This window comes from Paenibacillus bovis (genome assembly GCF_001421015.2).
Classification (GTDB): Bacteria; Bacillota; Bacilli; order Paenibacillales; family Paenibacillaceae; genus Saccharibacillus; species Saccharibacillus bovis.
The window spans coordinates 4771976-4788421 of sequence record NZ_CP013023.1 but is presented as its reverse complement, the minus strand read 5'-3'; the positions used below and the strand labels follow the sequence as shown (position 1 = coordinate 4788421).

Below are 16446 nucleotides of genomic sequence, written 5' to 3'. Positions count from 1 at the left end.
AACCTGCTGAAATCATTCAGGAATCAAGCCGTACCAGGCGTAAGAGAAGTGAGGGAGAGAAAATATGGATACGAATACTGAAATAGAACAGCCTGCAGCCAAACGGAGCTGGCTGCGCAGCAGCTCTTCTATCAGTTTGGAAGAAGTCAATAATACGGTCAGTATCCCGCAAAATGCCGGATTCTGGCGCAAGTTTTTTGCTTTTGCCGGACCGGGTGCGCTGGTCGCAGTCGGTTATATGGACCCGGGGAACTGGGCGACGTCGATCGCTGGCGGTTCGCGGTTCGGATACACACTGCTGTCGGTCGTGCTGCTGTCCAGTCTGGTCGCGATGCTGCTCCAGACGCTGGCTGCCAAGCTAGGGATAGTCACCGGCAAGGATCTGGCACAGGCAACTCGTGACGCGACTGGCAAAAAGATGGCCGTCTTTCTCTGGATTCTGACGGAATTGGCGATTATCGCAACCGATCTGGCCGAGGTGATCGGCTCGGCGATCGCGCTGAATCTGCTGTTCGGTATTCCGCTGCTATGGGGTATTGTTATCACAACGCTGGATGTCCTGCTGCTTCTGCTGCTGCAGAAAAAGGGCTTTCGCATTATCGAGTCGATCGTTATCGTACTGATCGCTACAATCTTCGTTGTATTTATTTTTGAAATGATTGCTGCCCGTCCAGATGTGGCAGCGATCTTCGGCGGATATGTGCCGAAGCTGGAGGTTGTCACCAATTCGGGTATGCTGTTTGTGGCTCTGGGTATTCTCGGTGCCACCGTCATGCCGCATAATCTGTATCTGCATTCTTCTATTATTCAGTCCCGCCAGTACAAGCGGGATGAGGCAGGCCGCCGTGAGGCTGTGCGCTTTGCTCGGTGGGATTCGGTATTCTCGCTGACAATTGCTTTTATTATCAACTCGGCGATTCTGATTCTGGGAGCGGCTGCTTTTTATGGGCATGGTCTGCAGGTATCGGAGATAGAAGGCGCCTACGAGCTGCTCAGTCCGACACTGGGTGTAGGAATCGCCAGTACGCTGTTCGCTGTCGCTTTGCTGGCATCGGGTCAGAATTCGACCATTACGGGTACACTGGCTGGTCAGATTGTTATGGAGGGATTCGTGCAGCTGCGTATTTCACCAGTGCTGCGCCGGATTATTACACGCCTGCTGGCTGTGATCCCTGCCTTTGTGGTGACCTGGTTGTACGGTTCCAGTGGCACCGGAGATTTGCTGCTGTGGAGTCAGGTCGTACTGAGCCTGCAGCTGCCATTTGCTGTAATTCCGCTGGTCAAGTTCACCAGCGACCGTAACAAGATGGGTTCATTTGCCAATGGTGCCGTAGTCAAAAGTATTGCCTGGGTAGCAACAGGACTGATCGTAGTGCTGAATGTGTTCCTGCTTGGCTACATTATAATAACCGGCCATGCATTCGGCTAAGTCTATAGAGCAGCTGAATGCGGTCTATGCTCAATACCAAACCGCAACTCCAAAATGATCAACCCAAAAAGCTGTATTCCCTGCAAAACAGAGGAATACAGCTTTTTTGGTTATATATGTTTCCGGATGAGTGCGGTATATGGCAGTATCGTAATTCAGCTCATTAGGTTCGTTTTACTTTAAATGCCGATCTGCATTCGCTGCAACTTTCAGCGCCAGTTGCGTCAGTGTTTGCATTTCTTCCTGCGTCAGGCATTCGGTCGTCGCTTCTTCCACGCTGCGCCAGACATCGGTGACTTGCTCCTGCAGTGCACGTCCAGCGTCGGTTAGCGATACGAGCGTAACGCGACCGTCTTCTTTGGAGCGAGAGCGGCTGACGAGGCCAGCTTCTTCCAGGCGCTTGACGGACTTGGCGACAGTGGAGTGGTCTAGCCGGAGCGCGCGTCCCAGACTGTTCTGGGATTGGGCGTCTTGATCCCAGAGCTGGAACAGTAAAATTTCCTGACCCGGGAACAAGCCGATTTCGCGCAGCAGCTGTGATGCCAATGCACGATGCGAACGGCCGAGCGCAAAAACAGCAAAGCTAACGGGAAACTGTGCGCTGGCACTGAATTCACGGCTGGGATCAGACCCGGCAGAAGCATCCGGCTCAGTATTTTTTAGAACAGGGTCTGGATCAGCTGCAGAAACTGTTTTGGACGGATCGGAAGCTGCAGAATGCGCCGAATGGCTCGACTGATTGCGTCCGATCGATCCGGATAATGGGAATGGCTCGTGGTTCATTGAATCTCTCCTTCGTTTCGGCACAAAAGTGCGCAAAAGGGAAGCAGGGAGCTTCCCTTTTTTTGCTTATGTTTTTTACTTACAGGGTATACGGTCCTGCTGCTTCTATCATACCGTCTATTCCCGCCTCATTCCAGACTGTTTGCAACAAGAGGCATGTATGGAAATTTACATCTGTGGATCCAGCAGAATCCGTCCTCTTCCTCGGCGGCTTTCGCTGAACCGTTGTGCTTCTGAAGCCTCAGTCAGTGGATAAAGGCGACCCGTTTCGATCTTCAGCGTGCCGTCTGCAATCAGATCAACAATCTGCAGCAGGTCGTCACGGGTAGGAAAAGCAGTGTTGAACTTCGCTGTTACATCGTGAGCAGCAGCCTGCTGTTCGTCAGGGTCGCCGACGAGGGAGACGAGAATCCCGCCTTTTCGCAGTACACCCCATGAACGTTGCTCCGTATCGCCGCCGACCGTATCAACGACAAGATCGACATCCTGAACGAGCTGCCCAAAGTCTTCGCTGCGATAATTGATGATCCGGTCAGCACCGAGAGATTTCACAAATTCAATATTATCTTCCGAAGCAGTCGCAATTACAGTAGCACCTTTCCATTTGGCGAGCTGAACGGCGACCTGACCAACACCGCCTGCAGCGGCATGGACCAGCACGGTTTGTCCGCTTTGCAGATTGCCTTCCGTAAACAATGCTTTCCAAGCCGAGTCTGCACCGGCTTTGATAGCTGCTGCCTGTTCTAGAGGGATCGAATCAGGTAGCTTAACCAGCGACTCTGCTGGAGTGGTCGCATATTGTGCATATGAATCGCGTATATCGCCGAATACCCGGTCACCACGTTGCAGGCCACTTACACTGTCGCCGACCGATTCGATAATTCCCGAAGCATAGAATCCAGGTATATAGGGAAAAGAGACAGGGAAAACTTCTTCCAACCAGCCATTGCGGATTTTCCAATCAAGCGGGATAACAGCAGCGTAGGCAATCCGTACGAGCACTTCGCCTTCTTGCGGATGTGGCTTGGCGACAGAGCGAAGATCGAGAACAGCGGCATCTCCGTATTGCGGGACAAAAACAGCTTGCATGCTAGATGAGTTCATAATAGTAGTCTCCTTTTTTTGGATGAAATGTTGCCGGCAACATAAATATAAACGATATATGTGTGGTTGGCAACATATATTTTCAAAAAAATATTCGATGTGGAAATAAATCTATCAATGGCTATTCATGGATCATCCAAAACGAAGTCATTCTTTGCTGCAGTATTCCCGGGTGACTACAGCTTTCCTATGTCCCTTCATAAATATCCTGAAAGTCGAGCCGTTCTCTGCAAAAAGCTTCCTACAATCAGCAAAACCATTAGATTTTTAGCGAATTAATGCTCTACATTAAGGAGTGGTTTCTAGCTTTTTTACGTCACGTCTATAGATAATAATCCAAGGGTAGGAATAGGAATACGCAGCAGGCCTAGGATTTTTTGCGGAATATAGCTGTTTATGGTAACCCAAATTCCCAATACTGGCGAATAAATAGGTATAGATCCTGGACTGTACGTCCAAAAAGTCTCTTTTTACTGGTAAATTTGTATTAAATTTGATTAAATTAGGGTTTTCGGATTTATTCAATTCTCTCTGGTTAAAAATATAGTAATTACGCAATCCCGGCTGTACCGGAAAATAGTAGGATGTGCATGATCAATTACTATTAAGTATTAAGAACCATTTCCTATTGTAGGATTAGTGGTACTTGAGGCATACTTAGGACAACAACAAAAACGCAAAACGTTAAATAAATTGTCGGAAAAACGCGAATCGAAGGAAAATGCTATAAATAATTTGCAGAATTTACCGATAAACTAATTAACAAGCACAAAGACGCAATGAACGAATCGATACATCCACAACTAACCAAAACCAATGATGAACATAAACTAAGGGGGACTAACCTATGAATTACAATCAACTGACTGACGTGAAAATTATGGAGAAAGCAAAGCCGGTATCCGGAGGTTGGTTCCGTTTCGTAGAAAGCACAGAAACAGCAAAAGGTACCAATGAAGCAGAACAATGGGCAGCAATCTACCACATGGAAAATGACAAATACATCGTTACTAATGATTTCTTCAATGTAGGTCTGAATGATCACGCCGGTAAAGTAAACATTGTTGGCTACGGTGATAGCCTGGACAGCATCATGTTCGTCATCTGGGAACACCAAACAGAACAAGGTAAAGACTACACTATCCTTGATCAAATCCGTGAAATCAAAAACGAAGAGATCGAAAAAGCAAGCCAAAAAATGTGGAACTGGGAAGAAAAAGCAGCAGATACCACTTACTTCAAACACGAAATGTTCAATCCTTGGGAAGAAAGCTATTGAGCAATGGTAGTACGATTACGAGAAAAACCCTTCTGACATTCACCTGATGATTGCATACACAGGTGAGACAGAAGGGTTTTCGTGCATTTAGGGACTTACATAACTGCTTTTGCCGGTCACTATCTATCTAGTAGCGGCTAGCTGGTACGGTTGCAATTTCTAGTGTGCTCTATACAACTATGCTAAGATGAGGATATCTTAGCAGGACATGCTTCTGCATATTTATCCGGATGGAGGCTTGTACCATAATGAAATTACCTGAAATTACCCGGGGAGAACATGAGATCATCCAGGTGAAAATAGCGATGTCCTATCCGCTGCGCTGGGTGAACAGCTATCTGATCGGAGGCAGCAGCGGCTGGAGTATTGTAGATCCGGGTCCGCGTTCGGCGGATAACGAGCAGGCCTGGCAGCATGTACTGGATACACTGGGTATCCCGCTCCCAACCATCCGATCGATTGTACTGACTCATCATCATCCGGATCACTACGGATTATCAGGCTGGTTCCAGCAGCAGTGCGGAATGCCTGTCTGGATCTCCGAACGTGCGCTGGCAGAGGCGAATCGTTCCTGGTCTCGGGGCAATACAGCCGCGTCCGATCTGGTACATCTATTTGCCAGTCACGGAATGCCCGAAGAAATCACCTCCCGGTTGCCCGCTCATCTGGACAGCTTTGTGCCGCAGGTTGTACCGCAGCCAGAAGTGACATTTATCCAGCCGGGACAGATGCTGGAGATCGGTGACCGTCTATGGGAGACGATCGAGACATCCGGTCATGCAGCTGGACATATTTCTTTTTACCAGCCGGAGCAGCGTCTGATGCTGTGCGGAGATGCAGTGCTGCCGCAGATTTCGCCCAATATCAGCCTGGTACCGGGCAGCGATCCATCACCGCTGGAATCATATCTGACCGGACTGCGTCAGCTTGGCCAGTATGAGGTGGATCTGGCTTATCCGGGTCACCGTCGCCCGTTCACTCATTTCCGTGACCGGACAGAGAAGTTGCTGCTGCATCATGAGGAGAGACTGCAGGCGATGGAAGATCGTATCCGTGATCAGCCGCGCACCGGTTATGAGGTATGCAGCGGTCTGTTCAACAATGAGCTAACCCTGCACCAGCTACGGTTCGCCATGTCGGAGACACTGGCTCATCTGGTAGAGCTGGAGCGTCTGGGACGTGCCGTGCGACAGGAGCAGGGTGGAATAATTAGCTTTTCCGCGAAATAGATAAGCTGAATGGTATGGATAGACAAAGCCGATGCTGCACGGTCGGATTACTTAATTACAGCTTATGATACCGTAGTCGTCTGTAATGATAAAGATTGCTGGATTACTGAATTATTGGCTTACAGAACAAAATAATGAATACAACGAAAAGGGCTTCCTGCTTATGAGGAAGCCCTTTTTGGCAATTATAGCTATAATAGAACCGTATTATGGCTATGCGCCTTAAATAGATTTGTATTACGGCGTCTTGGCCGGATAGCGGAATATCGTTCGATTGATCAGTTCCGCTACTGCAATATCCACTACAATCGCCCCGTATACGCCGCAAATATAACTCAGTCTGTATTCCATCCCGAAGAGATGTTGTCCGATTAGGCTAATCCCGTGAATAAACATATTCGTAAAACAAAATACATAGCTGCGCACCATCCAGCGGCGGTGCCGAAGCCAGTTGCCGCGCTTAATTTGCACCAGCGCAGTGATCGTAATCCACAGCCAGGCGATATTAACCAGATTGAACGGAATACTCGTTATTTTGCCGCCTGTCGCATAAGGAGCAAGATACCCGGACGTCAGATCAACCACCAGCACAGCCAGAATATAAAGATAGCCATTGGTCCGGTGCCAGCGGCGGTAGCGGCGCAGTAGATAAGAGGAGAAATTCAGTGCTCCGCTCAGCATGGCAAGACAGGCAGCAATCACATGAATGTACATTATATTCAGCCAGAGCGGAATATGGAGCGGGCGGTTCGGCTCCGTTTTGTGAACCAGAAAGTCTGATGCTCCGGGATCGAGAAACAGATTCAGATACAGTGTATACATCGTATAAATCAAAGCAAAAGCAAGCAGCAGCATATACAGTAGCCGCCGGATCGATATGTTCATCAGCAACCTCGTAGGATCAGTATTTATTGCAAGGCGTTTTAGACACCATCAGTCAGTTTGGACAATGCCCGCCGGGCGTGGCTCAGAAATTGCTCGCTCTGCTCCCGGAGCTGCGGGGATTCTTCGTGATCCAGCTGAATCTCGGTATGACGAATCGTATGCTGGAGACTGTGCAGCATGGCATCGCGCTCGGCATCGTCGAGCAGGGCTTTGAGCTTGTCCGCTACATGAGGCTCATAGGGACGCTGATTGTACTCGGCAGCAGTCATTTTACGGATATCGAGATAATTGTTTTTGACCTCTATGACTACCGTATCCACTTTGCGGGACAGCTTTTCCGTCTCGACAATGACCATTTTGTTGACATGATCGGGATAGACATTAACGATCTTTTGCCTGATATTCAGCAGACCGCTGATTTTACTAAAAGGAATCTTGTGTATCCGGTGAACTTCGTCCGACATGCAGGCCACTCCTATCGTTAAGGTGAATTGGGATCAGTCAGGATATGATGTGTTAGGCATGATTCTCTTGTTAATTACCCGCCGGGAGCCTTTCCTTCTCAGCAGTCTGTGAACGCATCAGCAGGGAGGGGACGACCCGGATATAGATCAGCTCCGCGATCAGTTCGATCATCGTCTGGGTTACGATTACAGCGGCAGCAGTAAGCGCCCATGAGGGAGGCAGCGCAAGGGCCAACGGCAGCACAACCAGCGAATTGCGTGTGCTGGAGCTGAAGATCAGCGCCCGGCCTGCACCAAGATCCAGCCGGAAGATTCGCGCGACCAGACTTGCTATCACAGGCATTAAAAGTGCAAATAGTACATAGATCGGCAGTACGCCGATGACAATCTCCATATCCTCATATACCCGGTGAATCTGTGAAGCGGTAATTACCAATAGTACCAGCCCCATCATGGGAACGGGCAGCCAGGCGGTCAGCTGCTGCCATCGACTGCCGGTGGGCCGCCGCTTCGCCCACAGCTGGGTAATGATCGCCAGCAGCAGCGGAATCAGGATCAGCATAATAAATGTAGAAATAAAAGGCCCGGCCTGCATGATCTTCGCCGCCGATGTACCGACAAAAAGGCGAAGGTAGAATGGCAGCAGAATCAGCTGTACAATAAGGAGCAGTGGTGTCGCTGCCAGCATCAGCTGTTCATTGCCGCGTCCCAGTCCGGTAAATACGATCACATAGTCAATGCAGGGAGTCAGCAGCACGAGGCAGATTCCGATCAGGACCGGTGTTGGCTGCGGGAACAGCAGGATCAATAGCCCTACAACCAGGGGCACGATTACAAAATTAACAAGCAGCAGGGCAGTCATGAATATTGCATTGCCCATGCTTTTTCTGATATGTATAAAAGGGATCTGTACAAACATGCTGTATAACAATATCGCCAGCAAAGGAGACAGGAGTATGTCCAGTGTCGCTCCGCCTGCAGGCGCAAAAGTACCGATAAAGATACCGAGTACAAGCAGCAGTAGATAAATCCAGATTTGTTGACGTTCGAGAGCTTCTCTTGTCATCAAGCGCAGGGGCTCCTTTTGTTTTTGTTCGATTATATCATACAACGTTTTGTCGCCCAGGCAGGATTTAACTGGAATTAATTGCTTTTTCATCATATCTTAAGCTATCTCTTTTACAATAAACACACTATTACAGCCCAGGCTACGAAAGGGGCACACACCATGAACAATGCAGACAGCACGGCAATAGATCTGATTGTACAGGGATTACGCTTATTCGCTTATTTGTCATTGCTGATTGCGGCAATGATCGGTATATTTGGCAGCATGTCGATGCTGTCTGACAACAAACGTTCAAGATGGTATCGCTGGCGTTCTGCACTTGTTTACACCGGTCTTGCTGTAACGGTGGTGCAGGGAGTGACCAGCCTGCTCAATATTGGAATGCGCCAGGGATGGTCAGCAGCTTTTATCCCGTTCACTACATATGGTGGACGGCTGAGTAACGGTTTTGCCCTGATCGCATTATATATTACGCTGGCGTATATTATTCCTACGCTGATTGTCCGCAAGCGCCATGGACAGCAGCTGCCTTCCCGTTTTCTGTCGGTGCTGCTGTTTCCGGTACTGGAACTGCTGCTGCTATCGGGTATGCTGATCCGTAATTATACGGGACTGTTGCCGATGCGTCTGATTTATGTGTTTACTGCGGTGTGTCTGATCTGGCTGCTCGTACTCAAATGGATTGCCAGCGAAGGCAAAGAACGCAAAGAGCGTGAGGAGCAGCGTTATCGCTGGCGCAGCCCGGATATCAAGCTCACCCATCGTGCAGCGGAGGAACCGAAGCATGAGGAAGATCCGCCGCCGCTGCCACGCTAGCCGTCGGCAAGAACGTGTTTACCATGATCATAAATAAAGCCAAAACAAAAACACCTGCTGCTATAGCATGATGATAGCAGCAGGTGTTTTTTTTGCTGAGTATAAGGTTATTTTGTTTTTCCACTGTACTGTACAGCAAACTTCATTCGGTTTTCTCTACCCATACCGTTAGTCAGTCTCAATGTTCGTTGGCTTCATCATCTTCGGGTAATTCTACCTGGGCGGTATCGACAAGATGCTGCTCATCATCCATCTGTCGTCCGTGAGCAATCCGGCTGCTGGCTGCGGCTGCAATCGCACCGACAATATCGTCAAAGAACGTATGGATGGGGCCCAGACTCTTGTCGTTCAACCGTCCCAGTACACCGGGCTTCAGTTTGTCGATATAACCATAGTTGGTGAACCCGATACTGCCATATACATTTACAATCGCAAAGGCCAGAATCTCATCGACTCCGTACAATCCTTCGTCATTCTCGATCATCTCCTGCAGCGGCGAGATCAGCTGCCCTTTTTCTGCGAGAATATCCAGCTGTACTCCTGTCAGCAGCGCATTTTGTACTTCGCGCTTCATTAGTACCTTGTTGACACTCTGCTCGCACTCTTCAATCGTCAGATCCGGATAATAGCTCTGCTGGAGAAAAAGGACCAGCTCCGCAATTTCGCGTATGCTGACTCCGCGCTTGGTCAGCCATTCCCGGGTCGCCTGCTCTACGTTCAGACTGTGCAGACTATAAGGCATTTTGCCGGATTCTTTATTTTCCATGATGGATAGACACCTCTCTCTATATGACTGTAATCGGCTGCATAAACAAACCGTGCATGATCCGCCGATCCGGGCGCAGGAGACGGTCAGTATGCAGCCGTATATATTTTGTATATTAACCTGCGCATACCTGCTGTTAACCAGAAGGCAGGGAAGCGTATTGGCAGGTGATTTGAAAAGTCTGTTTTGGAGCGATTCCGGTCAATTCACGGTTAAGGGTGCTTTTAGGAGAGAGGTTTGTTAGAATAAGGATGCGAAATAAGAAGCAGGAGGCAGACAACCATGAGAATCAATGGACGGCAGCAAAATGAATTGCGCCCTTTGAAAATAACACCCAATGTCAATAAATACGCGGAAGGTTCCGTGTATATCGAAGTAGGAGATACCAAAGTACTGTGCACAGCTTCGGTCGAAGAACGTGTTCCTCATTTTATGAAAGGACAGGGTAGAGGCTGGGTTACCGCCGAGTACTCGATGCTGCCACGCGCAACCCAGACACGCAACCAGCGTGAAGCCGCCAAAGGCAAGCTGGGCGGACGCACTATGGAAATCCAGCGTCTGATCGGACGCGCACTGCGCTCGATCGTAGACTTGCAGGCACTTGGTGAGCGTACCATTACCGTAGACTGTGACGTGATCCAGGCAGATGGCGGTACACGCACTACGTCTATCACCGGATCATTTGTAGCACTGGCAATGGCAATGGACAAACTGGCAGTACAGCACAAGCTGGCACGTTTCCCGATTACCGATTATCTGGCTTCGGTCAGCGTAGGTATCGTAGGCGACCGTGCAGTACTGGATCTGAACTATGAAGAAGATTCCAAAGCCAAAGTCGATATGAACGTCGTTATGACGGGTACCGGTGAATTTGTAGAGCTGCAGGGAACCGGCGAAGATCGTCCATTTACCCGCAAAGAGCTGGATCAGATGCTGGAGCTGGGTGAACAGGGTATTCAGCAGATGATTGAGCTGCAAAAAGAAGTCCTCGGACCGATCGCGCTCAAAATCACGAGCGGACAGGCAGGCGCACAGGTATGAAAAAGGTGAGCGGCAATACCGTTATTGTTGCGACCCGAAATAAAGGCAAAGTGCTCGAATTTACGCATGCCCTGGCTCCGTATGGACTGGAAGTGCGCAGTATGTATGATTATCCGGATCTGCCGGAAGTTGTAGAAGACGGCACAACGTTTGCCGAGAATGCGTTCAAAAAAGCGAAAACGGTCGCTGATGCACTGGGTGTACCGGTACTCGCAGACGATTCCGGTCTTTGTGTCGATCGTCTTGACGGCGCGCCGGGTGTATATTCGGCCCGTTATGCCGGGGAACAGGCAACCGATGCCGACAATAACGCCAAGCTGCTGGATGCGCTGGAGCAGCTGCAGCTGGGTGAAGATACCGAACAGCCGCTGCTTAGTACGGCACGTTTTGTATGCAGCCTGGTATTGTATGATCCGGCAACCGGTGAAAAGCTGACCGCCGAAGGAACCGTGGAAGGCTGGATTACTTCCGAACCGTCAGGCAATAAGGGATTCGGCTATGATCCGCTGTTCTATGTTCCTTCCGAGAACAAGACCATGGCTGATCTGACCATCGAGCAGAAGCAGAGTATCAGCCACCGCGGTGCTGCACTGCGCAGTCTGGTTGCCCAGCTGGAACAATAAATTTATCGATTCTGTCAGTATTGTGTTCGATATGTGCAAGACTCTTGTTTTATTCAGTTATTCAGGCAAATATTCAACTGAAAGCTGTACAGCCCCTGGGGGTTGTGCAGCTTTTTTTGCATGGATTGCTTAAAAGTATACGAGCTGCAGATAGTAGCAGGGCATGTCGGTTAGAAGAGACAGCATACCTATCAGGCAACAGGATAGGGCAGTGAAATAACCGGCTTGATCATGAACAAAATAAATCAACCCAAGCGAGCTGAAGCCTTTGATTTATAGATGTTTACTCATGTAAAATAGTCGTTAGTAGTGCATTACTGGTCTGTCAGTATATGAAACGGAGGAATACATAATGGAAATCAAATTGAGTGTGGATTTTGATGCTTATGAAGATGGCGTCAAACTGGCTCCCCTGATTGAAGAACTGGCACAGGATGCCGAGAAAAGCCAGGCTCTGACCAGTCTGATCATCGGCGACTGGGGCGCTGCCTATGAAGAGTCGGCGCAGGAATTTCTGCCGACGCTGATTGCAGCAAGCAGTCATTTCCCCAATTTGCGCAAACTGTTTATCGGTGATATGAGCTACGAAGAGTGCGAAGTATCCTGGATCAACCAGACCAATCTGGGTCCACTGCTGGCGGCCTATCCGCAGCTGGAATCTTTTATCATCAAAGGCAGTACAGATCTTGCGCTGGAACCGCTGGAACATGCGCGTTTGCAGGAACTGACGATTATCTGTGGCGGATTGCCATCGACAGTGCTGCAATCGATCCTGAAAGCCAAGCTGCCGGAACTGCGCAAGCTGGAACTGTATCTGGGCGTGGACAATTACGGGTTTGATGGGGATCTGGAGCGGGATATTCTGCCTTTCCTGTACGAGAATCCATTTCTCAAACTGACCTCTCTCGGACTCAAGGACAGTGAGCTGCAGGACGAGATTGCGATCGCCGCAGCTAATGCACCGGTACTGCAGCAGCTGGAAGAACTGGATCTGTCCGAAGGCACATTAACGGACAAAGGCGGAGAAGCGCTGCTAAATAGCGAAGCGGTGCGGAGTTTGAAGCATCTTAATCTGAATTATCATTATATGTCGGATAGCCTGGTGCTCAAATGGCGCAGCAGCGGAGTGAATGTTACACTCGACGATCAGCAGGATCTGGATGATGAGTGGCGTTATCCGTCACTGACGGAGTAATGCGTTCTTATACGATTCTGTTTGGTAATCCCGGCAATAAACGAACGACCGGCTGGCAGCAGGCTCTGCAGTATCATGGACAGCCTGCTGCGATGGAGGTTCCCTATATCCGGTTGCTGCAGGCGATTCGTGCAGGCGATCGCCTGATTGATCTATTGGAAAGTCTGATTCGGAGGCAGGATAACAGGCGTCTTATCCAGGCAGGAGCCTCTTTTCCATCCATGAATAAACATAGTGTCGCAGGGAACGAAAAAGCAGCTGAATCGGGACATCCTGTCTCTTTGGAGGATAACGAATGGTCTAATCACAGGATGCACATGGATAATATTGCAGAAAAGCAGGTGTTAACAGCGAATCTGCGATCCGGTCCGCTCACCCTGCGTCTGGATGCACCGGGTGAGAATATAGCAGTAGAGCGTGGATTGATTGCCCTGGGAGCCGACGATGCCGAAGGCTGGACCAATGATGATCTGCTGCCTCTACCTGATCATACACAGGGAAGTTCGATAGCAGCCGCCCTTGCCAGACGGCTGGAACCATATCATGGACGTGTGCTGTATCCGGCCCAGTGGTTCCGTGGCTGGTGCCGATTACTGTCCTGGCTGCGCGCGGAAGTGCAGCGTGACCTGCCCTGTGGCAGATGGATGAATGATCCGGTGGAAGCCGCTCTTATGTTCGACAAACGTCGCTGCTCCAATTGGCTGGATCAGGCAGGGGTAAATGTACCGAATGCACTGGCTCCCTCTGTTGAAGAAATACCGAGCAGCTATGATTCGCTGCGACAGCTGATGGAGCAGCAGAAAATACACCGCGTATTTGTCAAACTGTTCTGCGGTTCCGGTGCTTCGGGTGTGATTGCCTACCAGTATCATCCCCGTACAGGAGCAGAGATTGCTTCGACTACAGTAGGGATCGAGCAGTGGAACGGAGAGACGATCATTTACAATTCCGGCAGACTTCGGCGGTATACCGATCACGGGACGATCCGCCGAATTATAGACTGGGTAGGACAGGAAGGCATGCATGTGGAGCGCTGGATCAGCAAAGACATGCTGGATGGCAAAGCTTACGATATACGCCAGCTCGTCTGCGGCGGACAGGCTGGTCACGCGGTAGTACGGCTCAGCCGGACACCGATAACGAATCTGCATCTGCGCAATGAACGGATGCTGCTGGAGCAAACCGGTCTGTCCGCAGCGATCAGGGAAAATATCCAGGCTACGGCACTGGCTGGTCTTGCTGCATTTCCGGGTTCTTTTTGTGCGGGTATGGATGTGCTTGTGCCTGCCGGCGGAGGTATGCCGCTGATCGCGGATGTGAATCCGTTTGGTGATTTGCTTTATTATGTACAGCATCAGGAGATGGGCGCCTATGAATGGGAGCTCGCCCGCTGGCTGGAAAGGAAATAATAAAACATGATCAATATGAACGAAGTGGTAGGCAGCCATGATATTGTGATGATTACGCTGGATACGCTGCGCTACGATGCTGCCAAACTGGAAGAAGAGAACTGTCCGAATCTATGCCGATCAGGTTCCTGGGAAAAGCGCCATACGCCGGGCAGCTTTACGTATGCGGCGCATCATGCTTTTTTTGGCGGCTTCCTGCCGACACCTGCCAATACGGACAAGGCTTCTCATGTACGTCTGTTCCACGGCAAAAACAGCGGACTGCGCACAAATCCGAATACATGGCTGTTTGACGCGCCGGATATCGTGTCCGGACTCGCCGGGGAAGGCTACCGGACGATCTGTATCGGTGGCGTGATCTTTTTTACTAAAAAAAATAAATTATCCAAAGTGCTGCCCGGTTATTTCCAGGAAAGCTACTGGCGGATGAATTTTGGTGTGACCAATCCGCGTTCGACTGAAAATCAGGTAAACCACGCGCTTAAACTGCTGGATGGCGCGGACGAGCAGCAAAAATTGTTTTTGTTTATGAATGTGTCTGCGATCCATGGACCCAATCATTATTTTATTCCTGGTACCCACTATGATTCGGTAGACAGCCAGCGGGCTGCTCTGCGTTATGTGGATGGCGAGCTAGGACGACTGTTCGAAGCGCTGCGCAAACGGCAGCGTCCGGTCTTCTGTCTGGTCTTCTCCGATCATGGCACCGCCTATGGCGAAGATGGATATGAAGGTCACCGGCTCGCGCATGAAGTAGTATGGAATGTGCCCTATCGTGAATTTTTCCTGTAACAGGCACAGCAGTGAGTCAGAATGTACAAAAAGGAGTGTTACACCATGAACCAGGAGCCTATGCAATTACCGCTCCATGCCCTAACCCCTCTGGAATGGACACCTGAACTGCAGGAATGGAACCGCCAGATTACCGAAGCCCCTTATCGCTCGTATCTGTATTCCTACCCGCACAAGACGGCATATCGTGAACTGGACCCTCCTTATCCTCTTCAGCAATTATGGTCAAAAGAACAGCTGGACAGCTATTTTCTGTATATGCATATTCCGTTCTGCGCGGCGCGCTGCGGATTCTGCAATCTGTTTACATTGCCGGACAAGCGGGCAGATGTACATAAAGAGTATGTGGATGCACTGGAACGCCAGGCCAAGCAATGGGCGCCGATCTTGTCGGCACGGCCGTTTTCCCGCTTTGCTATCGGTGGCGGTACACCGACGCTGCTGGCACCGGAGCAGCTGGAGCGGCTGTTTGATATCGCCGAGCATATTATGGGATTGAATCCGGCGCAGGTGTCGATTTCGGTAGAGACATCACCGGATACGGTAACCCCGGAACGGCTGGATATTCTGAAGCGCCGTGGAACCGACCGGGTGAGCATGGGTATTCAGAGCTTTATCGAAGCCGAGAGTGCGGCTATTTATCGCCCACAAAAGCCGGCTCTGGTACGCCAGGCGCTGGATATGCTGACCGAATATAATTTTCCGCTGCTAAACGTGGATCTGATTTATGGATTGCCCGGTCAGACTGTAGAGTCCTGGCTGTATTCAGTAGAGCAGGCATTATCCTATAAGCCGGGAGAGATTTTTATTTATCCGCTGTATGTCCGGGAAAATACGATCCTCAAGCCGGGCCAGACCGGTCTGGAACAGGATATCCGGCTGCAGCTGTATCGGGCTGCAGTAGATCGACTCGAAGCGGCAGGCTACACCCAATATTCGATGCGTCGATTCGCCAGGGATTTTCATTCATCCAAAGAACTGCTGCCTTACAGCTGTCAGGAAGAAGGCATGGCCGGATTGGGCTGCGGAGCACGATCCTATACCCAGGATGTGCATTATGCTTCACGCTATGGAGTGAGTACAGCGGCGACTCGCAGTATTATTGCCGATTATGTGGCTGCAGAGCGTTATGACACGGCTGATTACGGATTTGTACTGAATGAACAGGAGCGCAAGCGTCGTTTTGTTCTCAAAGCTATTTTGCATCGCGAAGGCCTGGAGCTGTCTGCTTACCGTCAGCGATTTGGTACGTCGCCGCTGGACGATCTGCCGGAGCTGCGCAATCTAATCTGGACCGGACTCGCCGAAATTGAAGGCTCTGCCTTTTCGGTAGAGGGAAATGATGCAGCGAGTACGTATGCAGCTGGCGATCTGGCCGGAGTACTGCGATTGACCCGTGAAGGACTGGCTTATTCGGACAGCATCGGAGACTGGCTGATCTCGCCGGAGGTCTATGGATTAATGGAAAGTTATGTTGGCCGATAAAGCTTCTGGCAAAGTGGGCAGTTTGTTGAAACGATTCTGTCATAGGTGAACCGATCCAGCTTTCGGAACTGTGTATA

The 16446-nt window shown here is 50.1% G+C and carries 16 protein-coding genes; 10 read left to right on the top strand and 6 right to left on the bottom strand.

Annotated elements, in window-relative coordinates:
- Positions 1-64: 64 nt before the first annotated feature.
- Positions 65-1429, top strand: coding sequence for an Nramp family divalent metal transporter (locus AR543_RS20385; RefSeq protein WP_060536187.1), 1365 nt, complete (start codon positions 65-67; stop codon positions 1427-1429).
- A gap of 174 nt (positions 1430-1603) precedes the next feature.
- Here the strand turns inward: AR543_RS20385 and AR543_RS20380 are convergent, their stop codons facing one another.
- Together AR543_RS20380 and AR543_RS20375 are read right to left on the bottom strand one after the other, a co-directional pair.
- Entirely contained in the window at positions 1604-2212 is a 609-nt protein-coding gene (locus tag AR543_RS20380; protein ID WP_082472294.1) for a MarR family winged helix-turn-helix transcriptional regulator, read from the bottom strand.
- A 168-nt stretch (positions 2213-2380) separates the two neighbouring features.
- A complete protein-coding gene (locus tag AR543_RS20375) occupies positions 2381-3316 on the bottom strand; it encodes an NADP-dependent oxidoreductase (protein WP_060536186.1) in 936 nt (311 codons plus the stop codon).
- Positions 3317-4163: 847 nt separating this feature from the next.
- On the opposite strand from AR543_RS20375, the gene AR543_RS20370 reads away from it, so the two are divergent.
- Positions 4164-4595 (top strand): hypothetical protein, encoded by a 432-nt coding sequence (locus AR543_RS20370; RefSeq protein ID WP_060536185.1) that lies wholly within the window; start codon positions 4164-4166, stop codon positions 4593-4595.
- A 248-nt stretch (positions 4596-4843) separates the two neighbouring features.
- Complete coding sequence (locus AR543_RS20365; RefSeq protein ID WP_060536184.1) at positions 4844-5824, top strand: MBL fold metallo-hydrolase; 981 nt, start codon at positions 4844-4846, stop codon at positions 5822-5824.
- 237 nt (positions 5825-6061) lie between these two features.
- Here AR543_RS20365 and AR543_RS20360 read toward each other — a convergent pair whose 3' ends face one another.
- From AR543_RS20360 to AR543_RS20350, 3 genes are all read right to left on the bottom strand, one after another.
- Positions 6062-6709 (bottom strand): DUF2306 domain-containing protein, encoded by a 648-nt coding sequence (locus AR543_RS20360; protein ID WP_060536183.1) that lies wholly within the window; start codon positions 6707-6709, stop codon positions 6062-6064.
- Between the two features lie 38 nt (positions 6710-6747).
- Entirely contained in the window at positions 6748-7173 is a 426-nt protein-coding gene (locus AR543_RS20355) for a hypothetical protein (RefSeq protein WP_060536182.1), read from the bottom strand.
- A 70-nt stretch (positions 7174-7243) separates the two neighbouring features.
- On the bottom strand, positions 7244-8239 hold the full coding sequence (locus AR543_RS20350) for an arsenic resistance protein (RefSeq protein WP_174703773.1): 996 nt from the start codon (positions 8237-8239) through the stop codon (positions 7244-7246).
- Between the two features lie 162 nt (positions 8240-8401).
- On the opposite strand from AR543_RS20350, the gene AR543_RS20345 reads away from it, so the two are divergent.
- Positions 8402-9058: a hypothetical protein gene (locus AR543_RS20345; protein ID WP_060536180.1), complete on the top strand. Its 657-nt coding sequence runs from the start codon at positions 8402-8404 to the stop codon at positions 9056-9058.
- Between the two features lie 178 nt (positions 9059-9236).
- Here AR543_RS20345 and AR543_RS20340 read toward each other — a convergent pair whose 3' ends face one another.
- The gene (locus AR543_RS20340) at positions 9237-9824 is read right to left on the bottom strand and encodes a phosphatidylglycerophosphatase A family protein (protein WP_060536179.1); all 588 of its coding nucleotides are present in this window, start codon (positions 9822-9824) and stop codon (positions 9237-9239) included.
- Positions 9825-10106: 282 nt separating this feature from the next.
- On the opposite strand from AR543_RS20340, the gene rph reads away from it, so the two are divergent.
- The 6 genes from rph to AR543_RS20310 all read left to right on the top strand — a co-directional run bounded on the left by rph (position 10107) and on the right by AR543_RS20310 (position 16369).
- On the top strand, positions 10107-10865 hold the full coding sequence (gene rph / locus AR543_RS20335; RefSeq protein WP_060536178.1) for a ribonuclease PH: 759 nt from the start codon (positions 10107-10109) through the stop codon (positions 10863-10865).
- Positions 10862-11488 carry an XTP/dITP diphosphatase gene (locus AR543_RS20330; RefSeq protein ID WP_060536177.1) on the top strand — a complete coding sequence of 209 codons (627 nt, stop codon included), beginning with the start codon at positions 10862-10864 and terminating at the stop codon, positions 11486-11488. The genes rph and AR543_RS20330 overlap by 4 nt, the downstream gene beginning before the upstream one ends.
- 352 nt (positions 11489-11840) lie before the next feature.
- Positions 11841-12683, top strand: a complete 843-nt coding sequence (locus AR543_RS20325; protein ID WP_082472293.1) for an STM4015 family protein — start codon at positions 11841-11843, stop codon at positions 12681-12683.
- Positions 12656-14092, top strand: a complete 1437-nt coding sequence (locus AR543_RS20320; protein ID WP_145953937.1) for an STM4014 family protein — start codon at positions 12656-12658, stop codon at positions 14090-14092. Before AR543_RS20325 ends, AR543_RS20320 begins: the two co-directional genes overlap by 28 nt.
- A gap of 6 nt (positions 14093-14098) precedes the next feature.
- Positions 14099-14884 carry an STM4013/SEN3800 family hydrolase gene (locus AR543_RS20315; RefSeq protein ID WP_060536174.1) on the top strand — a complete coding sequence of 262 codons (786 nt, stop codon included), beginning with the start codon at positions 14099-14101 and terminating at the stop codon, positions 14882-14884.
- 60 nt (positions 14885-14944) lie between these two features.
- A complete protein-coding gene (locus tag AR543_RS20310) occupies positions 14945-16369 on the top strand; it encodes an STM4012 family radical SAM protein (RefSeq protein WP_060536863.1) in 1425 nt (474 codons plus the stop codon).
- Positions 16370-16446 lie beyond the last annotated feature (77 nt).